The sequence below is a fragment of the Pseudomonas sp. p21 genome, from assembly GCF_001642705.1.
GTDB lineage: Bacteria > Pseudomonadota > Gammaproteobacteria > Pseudomonadales > Pseudomonadaceae > Aquipseudomonas.
The window spans coordinates 97,995-113,813 of record NZ_LWBV01000001.1; the positions used below are offsets into that span (position 1 = coordinate 97,995).

Consider the following 15,819-nt stretch of genomic DNA (forward strand, 5'->3'; position numbering starts at 1 on the left):
TTCATGCAACCGGTATCAGCCCTTGTAGGCAGCAACCGATTTGGTGATCGCGGCACGGGCGGCGTCAGCGCCTTCCCAGCCTTCGATCTTGACCCACTTGCCCTTCTCGAGATCTTTGTAGTTGGCAAAGAAGTGCTCGATCTGCTGGATCAGCAGGGCTGGCAGGTCGGTGTATTCCTTCACGTCGACGTACAGCTGCGACAGCTTGTCGTGAGGAACAGCGATGACCTTGGCGTCGCCGCCGCCGTCGTCGGTCATGTTCAGCACGCCGACCGGACGGGCGCGGATAACCGAACCTGGAGCTACCGGGTAAGGGGTAACGACCAGCACGTCCAGCGGATCACCGTCATCGGCCAGGGTGTTCGGGATGAAGCCGTAGTTGGCTGGGTAGAACATCGGGGTAGCCATGAAACGGTCGACGAACAGGGTATCGCTGTCCTTGTCGATCTCGTATTTGATCGGCGCGTGGTTGGCCGGGATCTCGATGGCGACGTAGATGTCGTTCGGCAGGTCTTTGCCCGCCGGAATCTTGCTGTAGCTCATTGGGCAGTGCCCCCGTGTTTGACCAAAAAAGTGGCGGCGATTATAGGCACATTCTGCATGGGCATGCCACGCCTGGGCTGATGTGCGGCCCCGTCAGGCGTGGCTTTCGCGGTATTCCGGGTGTTCGGCCTGCAGCCGGCACAGGCGCGCTAGCGGGTCCTGGCGGTAGAACAGCGACAACTGGCGGTAGACCTGTGGATAAGCCTGTTGCAGCAGGTCGGGAGCACTAAAGAAGTACTCGCTGGTGACGGCAAAGAACTCCGCCGGGTTCTCCGCGGCATACGGGTCGATGGCGGTTTCGGCGTCGGGGTTGGCGTCCAGCTGGCGGTTGAGGTCGTCATAGGCCTGTTGCATGGCGGTTGCCCATGCATCCACAGGCATGCCGCTGTGCAGCGGCGGCAGGCCGTTGGCATCGCCATTGAGCATGTCGAGCTTGTGCGCCAGCTCATGGATGACCAGGTTGTAAGCCTCCCAGCCCCCACTGGCCAGCACGCCGTTCCAGGCGAGGATGATCGGGCCCTGTTGCCAGGCCTCGCCGCTGTGCTCGCCGTCCCATACGTGCTCGACGCCACTGGCATCGCGGTGGCGCTGGGGGCTCTTGAAGTCGTCGGGGTAGAGGATGATTTCGTGGAAACCCTGGTACCAGTTCAGCTCGCCCAGGTGCAGCAGCGGCAACTGCGCCTGGGCGGCCAGCAACAGGCGCTGCTCGTCGTCCGGCTCGACGCCGGGCAGGCAGGTGAGGTGCTTGTCGAGCAGGAACAGGATGCAGGCTTCACGCAGCCAGCGATCTTCTTCGTCAGTGATGCCGTCCAGCATCGGCAGGCGCTCGCGCACGGCCTGCCATTGCTGGGGGGGGATGGGGTAGCGCGCCAGGGTGCGCTTGCGCCGCCAGGCGCTGAACGACCACATTGGCAGGCTTAGTGCGCCTTGGCCGTGCGGCCCAGGCGGCCACGCAGCAGGCCGAGGATCATCGGCACCAGCGACAGGATGATGATGCCTACCACCATCAGCGACAGGTGCTGCTTGATGAATGGCACGTTGCCGAAGAAGTAGCCCAGGGTAACCAGGCCGCCGACCCACAGCAGCGAACCGGCGACGCTGAAACCGAGGAAGCGCGGGTAGTGCATGTGGGCGATGCCGGCGACGAACGGTGCAAAGGTGCGCAGGATGGGCAGGAAGCGCGCCATGGTCACGGTCTTGCCGCCGTGGCGTTCATAGAAGTCGTGGGTACGCTGCAGGTAGTCGCGACGGAAGATCTTCGAGTTTGGGTTGTTGAACAACCGCTCGCCGGCCGTGCGGCCGATCACGTAGTTGGTGCTGTCGCCGAGGATCGCGGCGGCCATCAGCAGGCCGGCCAGCAGCACCGGGTCCATGCCGCCACCGGCGGCCACGGCGCCGGCGATGAACAGCAGCGAATCGCCGGGCAGGAAGGGCATGACCACCAGCCCGGTTTCACAGAAGATCACGGTGAAGAGGATGGCGTAGATCCAGGGACCGTAGTTGGTGACCAGCAGATCGAGGTAGGCATCGAGATGCAGGATAAGGTCCAGCGGGTTGAAATCCATGTACAGCACCTGTGTTCTTGGGCGTAGGCTCGGTTACCTGGGGATGGGTAAATTTTCACACATGACAGGTGGGCCATTATACGGCTAAGTCAGGATCATGCCCGGGGAGTTTGTAGCGGGGGGTTACGGCAGGGGTATTCCTGTTCCGGCCTCTTCGCGGGTGAACCCGCTCCCACAGGTACAGCATCGATTTCAGATGCGTCGCGATCCCTGTGGGAGCGGGTTCACCCGCGAAGAGGCCAGCACAGTCAATCCTGGCTGATCGGCAGGATGTAGCTCTTGAACTCGTTATCCTCACGAAACCCGATGGATTCGTAAGTCTTGTGCGCTACCTCATTGTCCGCGCTGGTCGACACCCGCATGCGCACGGCATTGGTTTCCTTGGCCATTTTCTTCGCCTCGCGCATCAGGTGGTCGGCCACCAGCATGCGCCGCGAATCCTCGGCCACGTAGATATCGTTGAGAATCCATACCCGCTTCAACGACAGCGACGAGTAGCTTGGGTACAGCTGGCAGAAACCCAGCAGTTTGCCGTCGTCATCATCGGGTAGCGCCAGGTAGATCACCGACTCATCCCGCTTCAGGCGCTTTTCCAGGAAGCTGCGCGAGCTGTCGGGGTAGGGTAGCTGCCCATAGAACTCACGGTATTTGACGAACATCGGCGTGAGCAGGTCGAGGTGTTCCAGGGTTGCCTTGATGATGCGCATGTGCGGCCCTCAGAGTCCGTTAGGGGAAACAGCGGATTGCCAGCAGCTTTCAAGGGCATGCTGCCCAATGCGCGGCGCAAGTGCAATCCGCCTTCCGTGACATGTTTTTTACCCTTTGCCGAGCAGGAAGTTACCTTTCTGGCCGGTGCTGTGTTCACTCTCCAGGCTATGGACCTCGGCTTCGTCCTTCAGATTCACCCCGGAAAGCTGGCGCCGGCAGGCTTCACGCATCAAGTACAGCAAGCGGTGCGCCGCCATGCCATAGCTCAGCCCCTCCAGGCGGATGTTGGAAATGCAGTTGCGGTAGGCATCGGTCAGGCCGACCTTGGGTGCATAGGTGAAATACAGGCCAAGGCTGTCGGGCGAGCTGAGCCCCGGCCGTTCGCCGATCAGCATCACAGTCATCCGTGCGCCCAGCAGTTCACCAACCTCGTCGGCCACTGCCACGCGGCCCTGCTGCACCAGCACCACCGGGGCGCTGGTCCAGCCGTCGGCGGCGGCCTGCTCCTCGAAGCGCGCGAGGAAGGGCAGGGTGTGGCGGTGCACGGCCAGGGCCGACAGGCCGTCAGCGACGACGATGGCCAGGTCGACCCCACCGGGGTTGGCCTGGGCGTGCTGGCGCAGCGCGGCAACTGAATCTTCGCTCAGGCGCCGCCCCAGGTCCGGGCGTTGCAGGTACTGGTTGCGGTCGCTGGCGGCGCTGTGCAGCACCAAGCTTTCGCGCCCGCGGTCACTCAGTTGGGTAGCCAGGCCGGCATGGTCGAAGGCCAGGTGCACGGCGTCGCGGGCCTGGGCATGGGCGAACTGGAAGTCCAGCTGCGCCCCGGTCGGCAGGCTGGTGCCGGCACGGCCCAGGGCGATGCGCGCCGGGGTCAGGTTGCGCAGGGCCAGCCAGGGGTTGTCGGGGGTAGGCGTGCGGTGGTCCATGGTCATCCCTATGCAAGCTGTGCCAAGGCCTGACGGAAGGCCGGCGGCAGGTTGTCACCAAAGCGCACCCGGCCATCGGCCTGGGTGAAGATGCCGGTGCGGGCCAGCCATGCCTCGAATTCCGGCCCGGGCTTCAGGCCCAGGGTCTGGCGTGCGTACAGCGCGTCGTGGAACGAGGTGGTCTGGTAGTTGAGCATGATGTCATCGGAGCCGGGGATGCCCATGATGAAGTTGATCCCGGCTACGCCCAGCAGGGTCAGCAGGGTGTCCATGTCGTCCTGGTCGGCTTCGGCGTGGTTGGTGTAGCAGATGTCGCAACCCATCGGTACTCCCAGCAGCTTGCCGCAGAAGTGGTCTTCGAGGCCGGCGCGGATGATCTGCTTGCCGTTGTACAGGTACTCCGGGCCGATGAAACCGACCACGGTGTTGACCAGGAACGGCTTGAAGTGCCGGGCCACGGCATAGGCACGGGTTTCACAGGTTTGCTGGTCGACGCCATGGTGGGCGTTGGCCGACAGCGCGCTGCCCTGGCCGGTTTCGAAGTACATCAGGTTCTGCCCGAGGGTGCCGCGTTTCAGCGACAGGCCTGCTTCGTAGCCTTCCTGCAGCACGTTCAGGTTGATGCCGAACCCGGCGTTGGCCGCCTCGGTGCCGGCGATGGACTGGAACACCAGGTCCAGTGGCACGCCACGGTTGATTGCCTCGATCGAGGTGGTGACGTGGGTCAGCACGCAGGCCTGGGTGGGGATGTCGTAGCGCTGGATGATGGCGTCGAGCATTTCCAGCAGGGCGCAGATCGAGGCGATGCTGTCAGTGGCCGGGTTGATGCCGATCATGGCATCGCCGTTGCCGTACAGCAGGCCGTCCAGAATGCTGGCGGCGATGCCGGCCGGCTCGTCGGTCGGGTGGTTGGGCTGCAGCCGGGTCGACAGGCGCCCGCGCAGGCCCATGGTGCCACGGAAGCGGGTGACCACGCGGATCTTCTGCGCCACCAGCACCAGGTCTTGCACGCGCATGATCTTCGACACCGCTGCGGCCATTTCCGGCGTCAGCCCGGGCGCCAGGCTGCGCAGGCTGTCCTCGTTGGCCTCTTCGCTCAGCAGCCAGTCGCGCAGGCCACCCACGGTCAGGTGGCTGACCGGGGCGAAGGCCTGGGCATCGTGAGTGTCGATGATCAGGCGCGTGACTTCATCATCTTCGTAAGGGATCAGCGCTTCATTGAGAAAATGCGTCAGCGGGATGTTGGCCAGGGCCATCTGCGCGGCGACCCGTTCGCCGTCGTTGCTGGCCGCAACGCCCGCCAGGTAGTCCCCCGAGCGGGCGGGGCTGGCCTTGGCCATCACTTCCTTGAGGCTGTCGAAGCGGTAGACCAGGTGGCCGACCGTGTGTACGAAACTTGCCATACAGACTCTCCAGAGCCGCGGGTTGCCCCGCGGCGGGTGGCGGCGATCAGTGCAGGGCCTCTTCGGCCTTCTGGATCGCGGCGAATTCCTCTTCCGGTGTACCCGCGACCAGGTGGTGGCGGCTGTAGAAAGCAAAGTAGGCAATTAATACCGCATAGATCACTGCGGCGCCAATCACCACCCGTGGGTCGACCAGGAAACCGGCGACCACGGCGATGCAGGCCAGCACCAGGGCCAGGCCCGAAGTGAAGATGCCACCGGGGGTACGGTATGGGCGCTCCATCTTCGGCCGGCGGATGCGCAGGGTGATGTGCGCGGCCATCATCAGCACGTACGACAGGGTAGCGCCGAACACCGCCACCAGGATCAGCAGGTCACCCTGGCCAGTCAGCGACAGGGCAAAGCCGATGATCCCGGGGATGACCAGGGCCAGTACCGGGGCCTTGCTCTTGTTGGTTTCCGACAGCTTGCGCGGTAGGTAGCCGGCGCGGGACAGGGCGAAGATCTGCCGGGAATAGGCGTAGATGATCGAGAAGAAGCTGGCGATCAGCCCGGCCAGGCCGACCAGGTTGACGAAGCCGCCCATCCAGGTGCTACCGCCGTAGGCCTTGGACAAGGCTTCTACAAGTGGGTTGCCGGACGCTTTCAGTGCTTCGGAGCCTGCGCCGCCAGGGCCGACCACCAGGATCAGCAGGGCGAAGGCCAGCAGCACCAGCATGGCGCCGATCAGGCCGCGTGGCAGGTCGCGCTTGGGGTTCTTGGTTTCTTCGGCGGCCAGCGGCACGCCCTCTACGGCGAGGAAGAACCAGATTGCGTAGGGGATGGCCGCCCACACGCCGACATAGCCGAACGGCAGGAAGCTGCTGGCGCCCACGGCGTCCGTTTTGGCGATGTCGAACAGGTTGGCTGCATCAAAATGGGGCACCATGCTCACCAGGAACACGGCCAGGGCGATGGCGGCGATGGCAGTGATGATGAACATCAGCTTCAACGCCTCACCCACGCCAAAGATGTGGATGCCGATGAACACGATGTAGAACGCCAGGTAGATCATCCAGCCGCCGATGCCGAACAGTGACTGGCAGTAGGCGCCGATGAACACCGCGATGGCGGCGGGGGCGATGGCGTACTCGATGAGGATCGCCGTCCCGGTTAGGAAACCGCCCCAGGGGCCGAAGGCGCTGCGGGCAAAGCCATAGCCGCCGCCTGCGGTGGGGATCATCGACGACAGCTCGGCCAGCGAGAAGCACATGCACAGGTACATGGTGGCCATCAGCAGGGTGGCGAGGAACATGCCGCCCCAGCCGCCCTGGGCCAGGCCGAAGTTCCAGCCGGCATAGTCACCGGAGATGACATAGGCCACACCCAGGCCGACCAGCAGGACCCAACCGGCGGCGCCTTTTTTCAGTTCACGTTGCTGGAAATAGTCCGAGCCGACTTTTTCGAAGTCGACGGAAGAGCCTGCCGGCGAGCCGGCGGAATGATCGCTTGGCATAGATTCACCTGTTGTTTTTCTTGGTGGCCGGACGGGTTCCGGGCCGATGGTGATGTGTATTGCAGGAAGCGAGCCAGAGCGGTTGGTGCACGGTTACCGCTCTGGGTTTTGTGTAAAGCAGGCCAGGCCTCTTCGCGGGTGAACCCGCTCCTACAGGGGGTGTACAGCACCTTAAGCAAGCGCAGTACCTGTGGGAGCGGGTTTACCCGCGAAGAAGACGGCGCGGTTTAGAAGAAGCCCAACGGATTGATGTCGTAGCTCACCAGCAGGTTCTTGGTCTGCTGGTAGTGATCGAGCATCATCTTGTGGGTCTCACGCCCGACCCCCGACTTCTTGTAGCCACCGAACGCCGCATGCGCCGGGTACAGGTGGTAGCAGTTGGTCCACACGCGGCCAGCCTTGATCCCACGGCCCATGCGGTAGGCACGGTTGATGTCGCGGGTCCACACGCCGGCGCCCAGGCCGAATTCGGTGTCGTTGGCAATCGCCAGGGCTTCGGCTTCGTCCTTGAAGGTGGTGACGCTGACCACCGGGCCGAAGATTTCTTCCTGGAACACGCGCATCTTGTTGTTGCCTTTGAGCAGGGTCGGCTGGATGTAGTAACCGGTGGCCAGCGAGCCTTCCAGTTTTTCCACCTTGCCGCCGGTCAGCAGCTCGGCGCCTTCCTTCTGGGCGATGTCGAGGTACGACAGGATCTTCTCGAACTGCTGTTGCGAGGCCTGGGCGCCGACCATGGTGTCGGTGTCCAGCGGGTCGCCGCGCTTGATCTGCAGCACCTTCTTCATTACCACTTCCATGAACTGCGGGTAGATCGATTCCTGTACCAGTGCCCGCGACGGGCAGGTGCATACCTCGCCCTGGTTGAAGAACGCCAGCACCATGCCTTCGGCCGCCTTCTCGATGAAGCTTGGCTCGGCCTGCATGATGTCTTCGAAATACACGTTCGGCGACTTGCCGCCCAGTTCGACGGTGGACGGGATGATGTTCTCGGCGGCGCATTTCATGATGTGCGAGCCGACCGGGGTCGAGCCAGTGAAGGCGATCTTGGCGATGCGCTTGCTGGTGGCCAGGGCTTCACCGGCTTCGCGGCCATAGCCTTGCACCACGTTGAGCACGCCAGGTGGCAGCAGGTCGCCAATGACTTCGAGCAGTACGGTGATTCCCAGTGGCGTTTGTTCGGCCGGCTTGAGCACCACGCAGTTGCCGGCGGCCAGTGCCGGAGCAAGCTTCCAGGCGGCCATCAGGATCGGGAAGTTCCACGGGATGATCTGCCCGACCACGCCCAGTGGCTCGTGGATGTGGTAGGCCACGGTGCCTTCGTTGATCTCGGCAGCGCCGCCTTCCTGGGCGCGGATGCAGCCAGCGAAGTAGCGGAAGTGATCAACCGCCAGCGGGATGTCGGCGTTAAGGGTTTCGCGGATCGGCTTGCCGTTGTCCCAGGTTTCGGTAATGGCCAGCAGTTCGAGGTTCTGCTCGATACGGTCGGCGATCTTCAGCAGAACGTTGGAGCGATCCTGCACTGAAGTGCGGCCCCAGGCGTCGGCCGCAGCGTGGGCGGCATCCAGGGCTTTATCGATGTCTTCGGCAGTGGAGCGAGGGAATTCAGCGATCAGCTTGCCATTCACCGGGGAGGTATTTTCGAAGTACTGCCCCTTTACCGGAGGAACGAACTCACCACCGATGTAGTTGCCGTAGCGGCTCTTGAAGGAAACCTTCGCGCCTTCGGTACCGGGATGTGCGTAACGCATGGTGTGTCTCCTGGCTATTGTGTTTGTTAGGGAGTTGGAAAGCGTAGAGCAAAGGTTGGGCCAGCGTTTCGAGTGTCAGTAAAATCAATGACTTGGCTCGATTCCCAAAGCCTGCCCCACGGTTGCTGTACCAGCACCGGTACGCGCGGGGGTGACACTTTGTGCCATTTGCGACACGTAACCGGAGGGTGCATTGCAAAGCCTTCCCGGGTGGAGGATGCTGGCGGGACTCTCTATCTGCGGAGAACTACAACAATGCAGAGCAATCTTTTCAGTCGCCATGCCCAGCAAGTCCACAGCGTTGCCCATGGTGGGGCCGGAGAGGGCGGCAGCGACCCCTCCATCGCCCGCTCCTGGCTGCGCTGCCTGGAGGACTACCACCTCGACCCGTCGGTGATCGAGGCCCCGGTGGTGCTCGAACACGGGCGCCTGCTGGAAAGCCGCGAGCGCCTGCGCCAGGTGCTGCAGATTGCCGACCATGAAATGAACAGCCTGCACCAGCAGCTTTCCGGGGCCGGCCATGCGGTGCTGCTGACCGATGCCCGTGGGGTGATCCTCAATTGCGTCAGCGCGCCGACCGAGCGGCGCAGCTTCGAGCGCGCCGGGCTGTGGCTGGGCGCCGACTGGAGCGAGGCTCGCGAGGGCACCAACGGCATCGGCACCTGCCTGGTCGAGCGCCAGGCGCTGACCATTCACCAGAACGAGCACTTTCGTGGTCGCCACACCGGCCTGACCTGCTCGGCCAGCCCGGTGTTCGACCCGCATGGCGAGCTGCTGGCGGTGCTGGATGTGTCTTCGGCACGGCCCGACGTTTCCCGGCAGAGCCAGTTCCACACCATGGCCCTGGTCAACCTGTCGGCGAAGATGATCGAAAGTTGCTACTTCCTGCGCCATTTCGAGCAGCAATGGCTGCTGCGTTTTCACCTGCAGGCCGAGTCGGTCGGCCTGTTCAGCGAAGGCCTGCTGGCCTTCGACGGTGACGGTCGCATCTGCGCTGCCAACCAGAGCGCGCTGAACCTGCTGGGCACGGTGCGTGGTGGCGTGCTGGGCAAACCGCTGGAGCGCTTTTTCGCTTGCAGCCACGACGAACTGTTCAGCCGCGCCACGCCCGGAGGCAGCACGGCCTGGCCGCTGCATACCCTGGACGGGCGCCAGGTGTTCGCCAGCCTGCGTGGCCAGGCGCGCGCACCGGTGTGGTCGGTGCCAGCCGCCCAGCCGCGACCCGTGCGGGACGTGGAGCCGCTTATCTGCCTGCTCGACCCGGCCTTGCAGAACGACTTTCGCCGCAGCGTGCGGGTGTTCGAGCGCGATGTGCCGCTGCTGCTGCGCGGCGAGACTGGCTGCGGCAAGGAGGCTTTCGCCCAGGCTGTGCACCAGGCCAGCGAGCGGCGCGGCAAGCCGTTTGTCGCCATCAACTGCGCGTCGATCCCGGAGAGCCTGATCGAGAGCGAACTGTTCGGCTACCGCGGCGGCAGCTTTACCGGTGCGCGCAAGGAAGGCATGCGCGGCAAGCTGCTGCAGGCCGACGGCGGCACCTTGCTGCTGGACGAGATTGGCGACATGCCACTGACTCTGCAAACCCGCTTGCTGCGTGTGCTGGAGGAGCGCCAGGTGGTGCCGATCGGCGGTGAGCCGCAGGCGGTCGATGTGCGCATCGTCAGCGCTACCCACCGTGACCTGCTGGAGCGGGTGGAGCAGGGCAGTTTCCGCGAGGACCTGTATTACCGCCTGAATGGCCTGGAAGTGGCGTTGCCGGCGGTGCGCGAGCGCAGTGACAAGGCGCAGTTGCTGGACTTTCTGCTGCGTCAGGAGGCGCAGGGAGAACCGATCGATATCGAACCCAGGGCGCGACAGGCGCTGCTCGACTTCGCCTGGCCGGGCAACGTGCGGCAGATGCGCAACGTGCTGCGTACCTTGGTGGCGCTTTGCGAAGACTCCCGGATCATGTTCCCTGATCTCCCCGCCATTCTCCGCAACAGCACCGTCCCAGTAGGAGCGGCCTTGTGTCGCGAAAGGGCCGCAGAGCGGCCCCAGGGTCTCAGCAGCGCCGACCAACCTGCAGGGGCTGCGTCGCAGCCCGATCGCGATACAAGGCCGCTCCTACAGGGTGCGGAGCGGCAAGCATTGTTGGAGACGCTAGAGGCAAAACACTGGCACCTCACCCGTGTTGCCGAGCACTTGGGCATCAGCCGCAATACCTTGTATCGAAAACTGCGCAAACACGGCATCACCAGGGCCGGCTGAGCGAAACATCTGGTGCGATTTGTCGCGCCCTGGGCTACCCTGCCTCGATGTTTTGCGAGGTCGACCATGCATATTCACATTCTCGGTATTTGCGGTACTTTCATGGGCTCGCTGGCGGTGCTGGCCAAGGAACTTGGCCACCGCGTCACTGGCTCGGACGCCAACGTCTATCCCCCGATGAGCACCCAGCTCGAAGCCCAGGGCATCGAGCTGACCCAAGGCTATGACCCGGCCCAGCTGGACCCGGCGCCAGACCTGGTGGTCATCGGCAATGCCATGTCGCGTGGCAACCCGGCGGTGGAGTACGTGCTGAACAAGGGCCTGCCCTATGTTTCCGGCCCGCAGTGGCTTGCCGACCACGTGCTGCAGGGCCGCTGGGTGCTGGCCGTTGCCGGTACCCACGGCAAGACCACCACCAGCAGCATGCTGGCCTGGGTGCTGGAGCACGCCGGCATGAGCCCGGGCTTCCTGATCGGCGGTGTGCCGCAGAACTTCTCGGTGTCGGCGCGCCTGGGCGATACGCCGTTCTTCGTGGTCGAAGCCGACGAGTACGACAGCGCCTTCTTCGACAAGCGCTCGAAGTTCGTCCATTACCACCCACGCACGGCGATCCTCAACAACCTTGAGTTCGACCATGCGGACATCTTCCCCGACCTGGCCTCGATCGAGCGGCAGTTCCATCACTTGGTGCGCACCATCCCCAGCGAAGGCCTGGTCATCCACCCCACCACCGAGCTGGCGCTGGAGCGAGTGATCGGCATGGGCTGCTGGACCCCGGTGCAGACCACCGGGGAAGGTGGCCAGTGGCAAGCTCGCCTGCTCAGCCCCGACGGCTCGCGCTTCGAAGTGCTGTTCGACGGCGAAGTGCAGGGCGTGGTGGATTGGGCACTCACTGGCCAGCACAACGTCGCCAACGCCCTGGCCACCCTGGCAGCGGCGCGCCATGTAGGTGTGGTGCCAGCCATGGGCATCGAAGGCCTGAGTGCCTTCAAGAGCGTCAAGCGGCGCATGGAGAAGGTTGCCGAAGTGCAGGGCGTGACCATCTACGATGACTTCGCCCACCACCCGACCGCCATCGCCACCACCCTCGACGGCCTGCGCAAGCGCGTTGGCGAGGCCCCGGTGATCGCCGTGATCGAGCCGCGCTCCAACTCGATGAAGCTCGGTGCCCACCGTGACGGCCTGCCGGAAAGCGTCAACGACGCCGACCAGGTGATCTGGTACGCCCCGGCCAACCTGGGCTGGGACCTGGCTGCCACTGCCGCGCAATGCAAAGTGCCCAGCGTGGTGGCCGACAGCCTCGAAGCGATCATCGAGCGAGTCAAGGGCCAGGCCCGCCCAGGTACCCACGTTGTGATCATGAGCAATGGCGGCTTCGGCGGCCTGCACGGCAAGCTGGCCGAGGCACTGAAGTGAGCGGGCCGGAACGCATCACCCTAGCCATGACGGGCGCCTCTGGCGCCCAGTATGGCCTGCGCCTGCTCGACTGCCTGGTGCGTGAGGACCGCGAGGTGCACTTCCTGATCTCCAAGGCCGCGCAACTGGTGATGGCCACCGAGACCGACGTGTTGCTGCCAGCCAAGCCGCAGGCGATGCAGGCCTTTCTCACCGAATACACCGGAGCCGCCGACGGGCAGATCCGCGTGTATGGCAAGGAAGACTGGATGTCGCCGGTGGCCTCGGGTTCCGGCGCCCCGGCGGCGATGGTGGTGGTGCCCTGTTCCACCGGCACCTTGTCGGCGATTGCCACCGGTGCCTGCAACAACCTGATCGAGCGTGCTGCCGACGTTACCCTCAAGGAGCGTCGCCAGCTGATCCTGGTGCCGCGCGAAGCGCCGTTCTCCACCATCCACCTGGAGAACATGCTCAAGCTGTCGCAGATGGGCGCGGTGATCCTGCCGGCGGCGCCGGGCTTTTATCACCAGCCGCAGACCATCGATGACCTGGTCGACTTTGTCGTCGCGCGCATTCTCAACCTGCTGAACATTCCCCAGGACATGTTGCCGCGTTGGGGGGAGCACCATTTCGGGGTGGATGATTGAAGCGAGCGCTGGCGGTTGTGCTGGCGCTGGTGCTGCTCGGTGGCTGTGCCACGGTGCGCACGCTGGATGCCAACAAGCCCGGGGCGCCGGTGGTGTATGCCGGTACCCGGCTGGATTTGTATGTGATCAATGGCGGGTGTTGCCCGCGTGATCATTATGGGGCTGATGCCCCGGCGTACCCGCGGCTAGACCTGCCGGGGAGCATGCTGCTCGATACCCTGTTGCTGCCGTTGTCGTTGCTGACAGCGGCCGGTGTAGGCTTCCAGGCCACTGGTGGCCTGTAAGGGCCCTTTCGCGGGCACGCCCGCTCCCACAGGATCTGTGTAATCCTCAAGTGATTACAGTACCTGTGGGAGCGGGCGTGCCCGCGAAGAGGCCATCACAAGTGAAGCCTATTTCTTGCCCAACCTGCGCAACTCATCCGACTCCACGATCCGCACCCCGTCTTCCTCCTCCAGCGCCAGCCGCCACAGCGCCCGGGCCAAGGTACAAGCCTCGATCCCCCGATACTTCCCGGGTATCAGCCTGGAAAACGGCGACATCAGCTTTTCCCCGAGCCGCGGCTGGACCCGCTCGCCCAGCAGCAACGATGGCCGCACGATGGTCAGCTGCGGCCAATCCTGGGCCTTGAGTGCCTCTTCCATCTCGCCCTTTACCCGGTTGTAGAAAATCGACGATTTCGGGTCGGCGCCCAACGCACTGACCACCAGCAGATGCCGCGCGCCCATCTCCCGGGCACGCTTGCTGAAGGCCACCACCATGTCCAGGTCCACTGCACGGAAAGCCGATTCGGAGCCGGCCTGCTTCAGCGTGGTACCCAGGCAGCAATAGGCGATATCGACCCGCCCGGCTAGCTGCGGGAGGAACACCGCCGGGTCGCCCACCGGGTTTTCCAGGTGCGGATGCTCGGCCAATGGCCGGCGGGTAGGCGCCAGTACGCGGGTGATGGTTGGCTCGTTGAGCAGGCGGTCGAGCAGGTGCTCACCTGTCAGACCTGTGGCACCGGCAAGCAGGACATGCTGAGGCGTCAAATACATGATGTCTCTCCCTTGTTACACACAAGCTTAGTGGCTGCCGGGCGTTTCCGCCTGTTCCCCCACGGTGGCCTGTGCGGCGTTACGCAATGCTTCTTCGGCCTGCTGCCGGCGTAGGTGCTGCCAGTGCTCAAGCACACTCGGCGGCGCCCACAGCTGCGGTTCGGAGGCCTCGAAACCTTCCCTTTGTTCTCTTTCGGCAACGCTGGCGCGCGCCAGTTCAAACGCCTGTTTCAGGTCGTCGGTCTGGTTCAGCGCTTCGGCGAACAGGGCATCGCCAAAGTAGGTGAAATCGGCTTCTTCCGAGCAACCGAAGGACACGCGGTCCGCCCGGGCGGCGGTCATGATCAGCGTGCGTTCGTCCTTGAGCGAGGCGATGTAGCCCCCTGAATAGCAGGCGGATATGACAATGACCTTGTCGCGGTCCTTCAGCGGCGCCAGGGCGCTGGCCAGTTCGTCGGTGGACAGGTCGGCCAGCTGCAGGCGCGGCTGGTCGAGCACCAGCTGGTGGTCCTGGCTGCCATGGCTGGTGAGGTAGATGAACACCAGGTCTTCGGGGCCGCTGCGCTCGGCCAGGGTGCTGGCGGCGCGGGTGAGGTTCTCGCGCGTGGCCATGGCGCGGGTGGTCATGTGGTCGCGGTGGTTGACCAAGGTCACCTGGCCACGGGCGCCAAAGCGCACCTTGAGCATGTTGCTGACGTAGTCGGCTTCGCGCAGGAACACGCTCTGCTGGCCATCGCCGGCCACTACCAGGCTGTACAGCTGGACCGGTGGCGTCGAGCGCGGTACCCGGGCCAGCGCCTCGTCCAGCAGCCGGCCCTGATTGAGCAACGCCAGGTCCAGCGGGTCGGGCAACAGCTTGCCATTCTGGTCGCGTACGCGCACACCGTTGCTCCAGGTGCCGCTTTCGACCTTGCCGCTGGCCAGGATCAGCCGGCCCTGACCGTGGTAGGCATCATTGAGGAAGCCGCCGATGTACTTGCTGCCGTCGGCCAGTTGCAGGCTGCCCTGGCCCGACAGGCGCCAGTCGGCGAAGGTACCTTTGTAGTGGCTGCCGTCGCTGCCCAGCAGTTCGCCTTCGCCGACCAGCGAACCGTCCTTGAATTCGCCGATCCACACATCACCCTCGGTGTTTTCGTAGCGGCCACGGCCCTCCAGGCGGTTGTCCTTGAATTCGCCGATGTACTGCTCGCCGTCGACGCTGTCGTAGGTGCCGCTGCCTTCCAGCTGGCCGTTGATGAAGCGGCCGCTGAACTGGTTGCCGCTGGCATCGCTGCGCACCCCGGCACCGTTGGGCTTGCCCTTGGCGAACAGGCCCTGGTAGCGGCTGCCGTCGGCCAGTTCCAGCTCGCCGGCGCCTTCGTACAGGTCGTCCTTGAACTGGCCGCGGTAGGTCTGGTCGGCTTGCTTGAGGGTACCTTCGCCGTCGCGGCGGCCGCGGCTGAAGGTGCCGGCATAGTGGCTGCCCGGGGTGGTCAGCTCACCCAGCCCCTGGAACAGCCCTGCGGCGAACTGGCCACGGTACACCTCGCCGTTGCGCCCGTGCCATTCGCCCTGGCCGTGCCATTGGCCGTCCTTGAAGCTGCCGGCGTACCAGCTGCCGTTGGGGTAGTCGATTCGGCCTTCGCCTTGCAGCAGGCCATCGACCACCTGCCCCCGGTACCGCCCACCGTCGGGCAGACGCGCGTCCGGCGGGAGCAGCGATTCGCCATCGCCGCAGGCGGCGAGCAGCAGGACCAGGGTGATGGGGAGCAATGGACGCATGGCGAGAACCGGGCAATAGGTCTGCCGAGTATGACGCAGAATGGGATCCTGAAACAGCGAACGCATGTGCTGGCGCAGCTCTCGAGCCTGCACTGCATCGAAAAGCTGGCACGGTCCCTGTGGGAGCGGGCGTGCCCGCGAACACCGGCGACGCCGGTGCCATGCAGCGCGTGGTCTTCTTCGCGGGTAAACCCGCTCCCACAGGTCCAGCGGTGACTTTCAGCTTTGCGCAATACCTGTGGGAGCGGCTTTAGCCGCGAACACCGGCGAAGCCGGTGCCATGCACCGTGTGGTCTTCTTCGCGGGTAAACCCGCTCCCACATGTCCAGCGGTGACTTTCAGCTTTG

Annotated in this window: 14 protein-coding genes; 4 read left to right on the forward strand and 10 right to left on the reverse strand. The window is 64.4% G+C overall.

From position 1 onward, the window contains the following. Positions 1 to 15: 15 nt before the first annotated feature. The 8 genes from ppa to A4C63_RS00600 all read right to left on the reverse strand — a co-directional run bounded on the left by ppa (position 16) and on the right by A4C63_RS00600 (position 8,388). Positions 16 to 543 (reverse strand): inorganic diphosphatase, encoded by a 528-nt coding sequence (gene ppa, locus A4C63_RS00565; protein ID WP_003255365.1) that lies wholly within the window; start codon positions 541 to 543, stop codon positions 16 to 18. A 93-nt stretch (positions 544 to 636) separates the two neighbouring features. Continuing rightward, a complete protein-coding gene (locus A4C63_RS00570; protein WP_063911087.1) occupies positions 637 to 1,452 on the reverse strand; it encodes a zinc-dependent peptidase in 816 nt (271 codons plus the stop codon). Between the two features lie 8 nt (positions 1,453 to 1,460). Then, positions 1,461 to 2,108: a DedA family protein gene (locus A4C63_RS00575; protein ID WP_003255361.1), complete on the reverse strand. Its 648-nt coding sequence runs from the start codon at positions 2,106 to 2,108 to the stop codon at positions 1,461 to 1,463. A gap of 248 nt (positions 2,109 to 2,356) precedes the next feature. Next, a complete protein-coding gene (locus A4C63_RS00580) occupies positions 2,357 to 2,815 on the reverse strand; it encodes a GNAT family N-acetyltransferase (protein WP_003257044.1) in 459 nt (152 codons plus the stop codon). 108 nt (positions 2,816 to 2,923) lie between these two features. Then, complete coding sequence (gene eutC, locus A4C63_RS00585; protein WP_063911735.1) at positions 2,924 to 3,742, reverse strand: ethanolamine ammonia-lyase subunit EutC; 819 nt, start codon at positions 3,740 to 3,742, stop codon at positions 2,924 to 2,926. Between the two features lie 8 nt (positions 3,743 to 3,750). Next, positions 3,751 to 5,145 carry an ethanolamine ammonia-lyase subunit EutB gene (locus A4C63_RS00590; protein WP_013970694.1) on the reverse strand — a complete coding sequence of 465 codons (1,395 nt, stop codon included), beginning with the start codon at positions 5,143 to 5,145 and terminating at the stop codon, positions 3,751 to 3,753. A 46-nt stretch (positions 5,146 to 5,191) separates the two neighbouring features. Further along, on the reverse strand, positions 5,192 to 6,640 hold the full coding sequence (gene eat / locus A4C63_RS00595) for an ethanolamine permease (protein ID WP_025337550.1): 1,449 nt from the start codon (positions 6,638 to 6,640) through the stop codon (positions 5,192 to 5,194). A gap of 227 nt (positions 6,641 to 6,867) precedes the next feature. Continuing rightward, positions 6,868 to 8,388: an aldehyde dehydrogenase family protein gene (locus A4C63_RS00600; RefSeq protein ID WP_012270312.1), complete on the reverse strand. Its 1,521-nt coding sequence runs from the start codon at positions 8,386 to 8,388 to the stop codon at positions 6,868 to 6,870. A 255-nt stretch (positions 8,389 to 8,643) separates the two neighbouring features. Between A4C63_RS00600 and A4C63_RS00605 the strand changes: the two genes are divergently transcribed. The 4 genes from A4C63_RS00605 (at position 8,644) to A4C63_RS00620 (ending at position 12,958) form a co-directional block, all read left to right on the forward strand. Further along, positions 8,644 to 10,632 (forward strand): sigma-54-dependent Fis family transcriptional regulator, encoded by a 1,989-nt coding sequence (locus tag A4C63_RS00605; protein WP_063911088.1) that lies wholly within the window; start codon positions 8,644 to 8,646, stop codon positions 10,630 to 10,632. Positions 10,633 to 10,698: 66 nt separating this feature from the next. Then, positions 10,699 to 12,048, forward strand: a complete 1,350-nt coding sequence (mpl, locus tag A4C63_RS00610; protein WP_063911089.1) for a UDP-N-acetylmuramate:L-alanyl-gamma-D-glutamyl-meso-diaminopimelate ligase — start codon at positions 10,699 to 10,701, stop codon at positions 12,046 to 12,048. After that, on the forward strand, positions 12,045 to 12,674 hold the full coding sequence (ubiX, locus tag A4C63_RS00615; protein ID WP_016715383.1) for a flavin prenyltransferase UbiX: 630 nt from the start codon (positions 12,045 to 12,047) through the stop codon (positions 12,672 to 12,674). The genes mpl and ubiX overlap by 4 nt, the downstream gene beginning before the upstream one ends. Beyond that, positions 12,671 to 12,958, forward strand: coding sequence for a YceK/YidQ family lipoprotein (locus A4C63_RS00620; protein ID WP_063911090.1), 288 nt, complete (start codon positions 12,671 to 12,673; stop codon positions 12,956 to 12,958). Before ubiX ends, A4C63_RS00620 begins: the two co-directional genes overlap by 4 nt. A 108-nt stretch (positions 12,959 to 13,066) precedes the next feature. On the opposite strand, the gene A4C63_RS00625 is transcribed toward A4C63_RS00620, so the two are convergent. After that, positions 13,067 to 13,711, reverse strand: coding sequence for an oxidoreductase (locus tag A4C63_RS00625; protein ID WP_063911091.1), 645 nt, complete (start codon positions 13,709 to 13,711; stop codon positions 13,067 to 13,069). A 27-nt stretch (positions 13,712 to 13,738) separates the two neighbouring features. Continuing rightward, the gene (locus tag A4C63_RS00630; RefSeq protein ID WP_063911092.1) at positions 13,739 to 15,472 is read right to left on the reverse strand and encodes a C13 family peptidase; all 1,734 of its coding nucleotides are present in this window, start codon (positions 15,470 to 15,472) and stop codon (positions 13,739 to 13,741) included. Between the last annotated feature and the right edge of the window lie 347 nt (positions 15,473 to 15,819).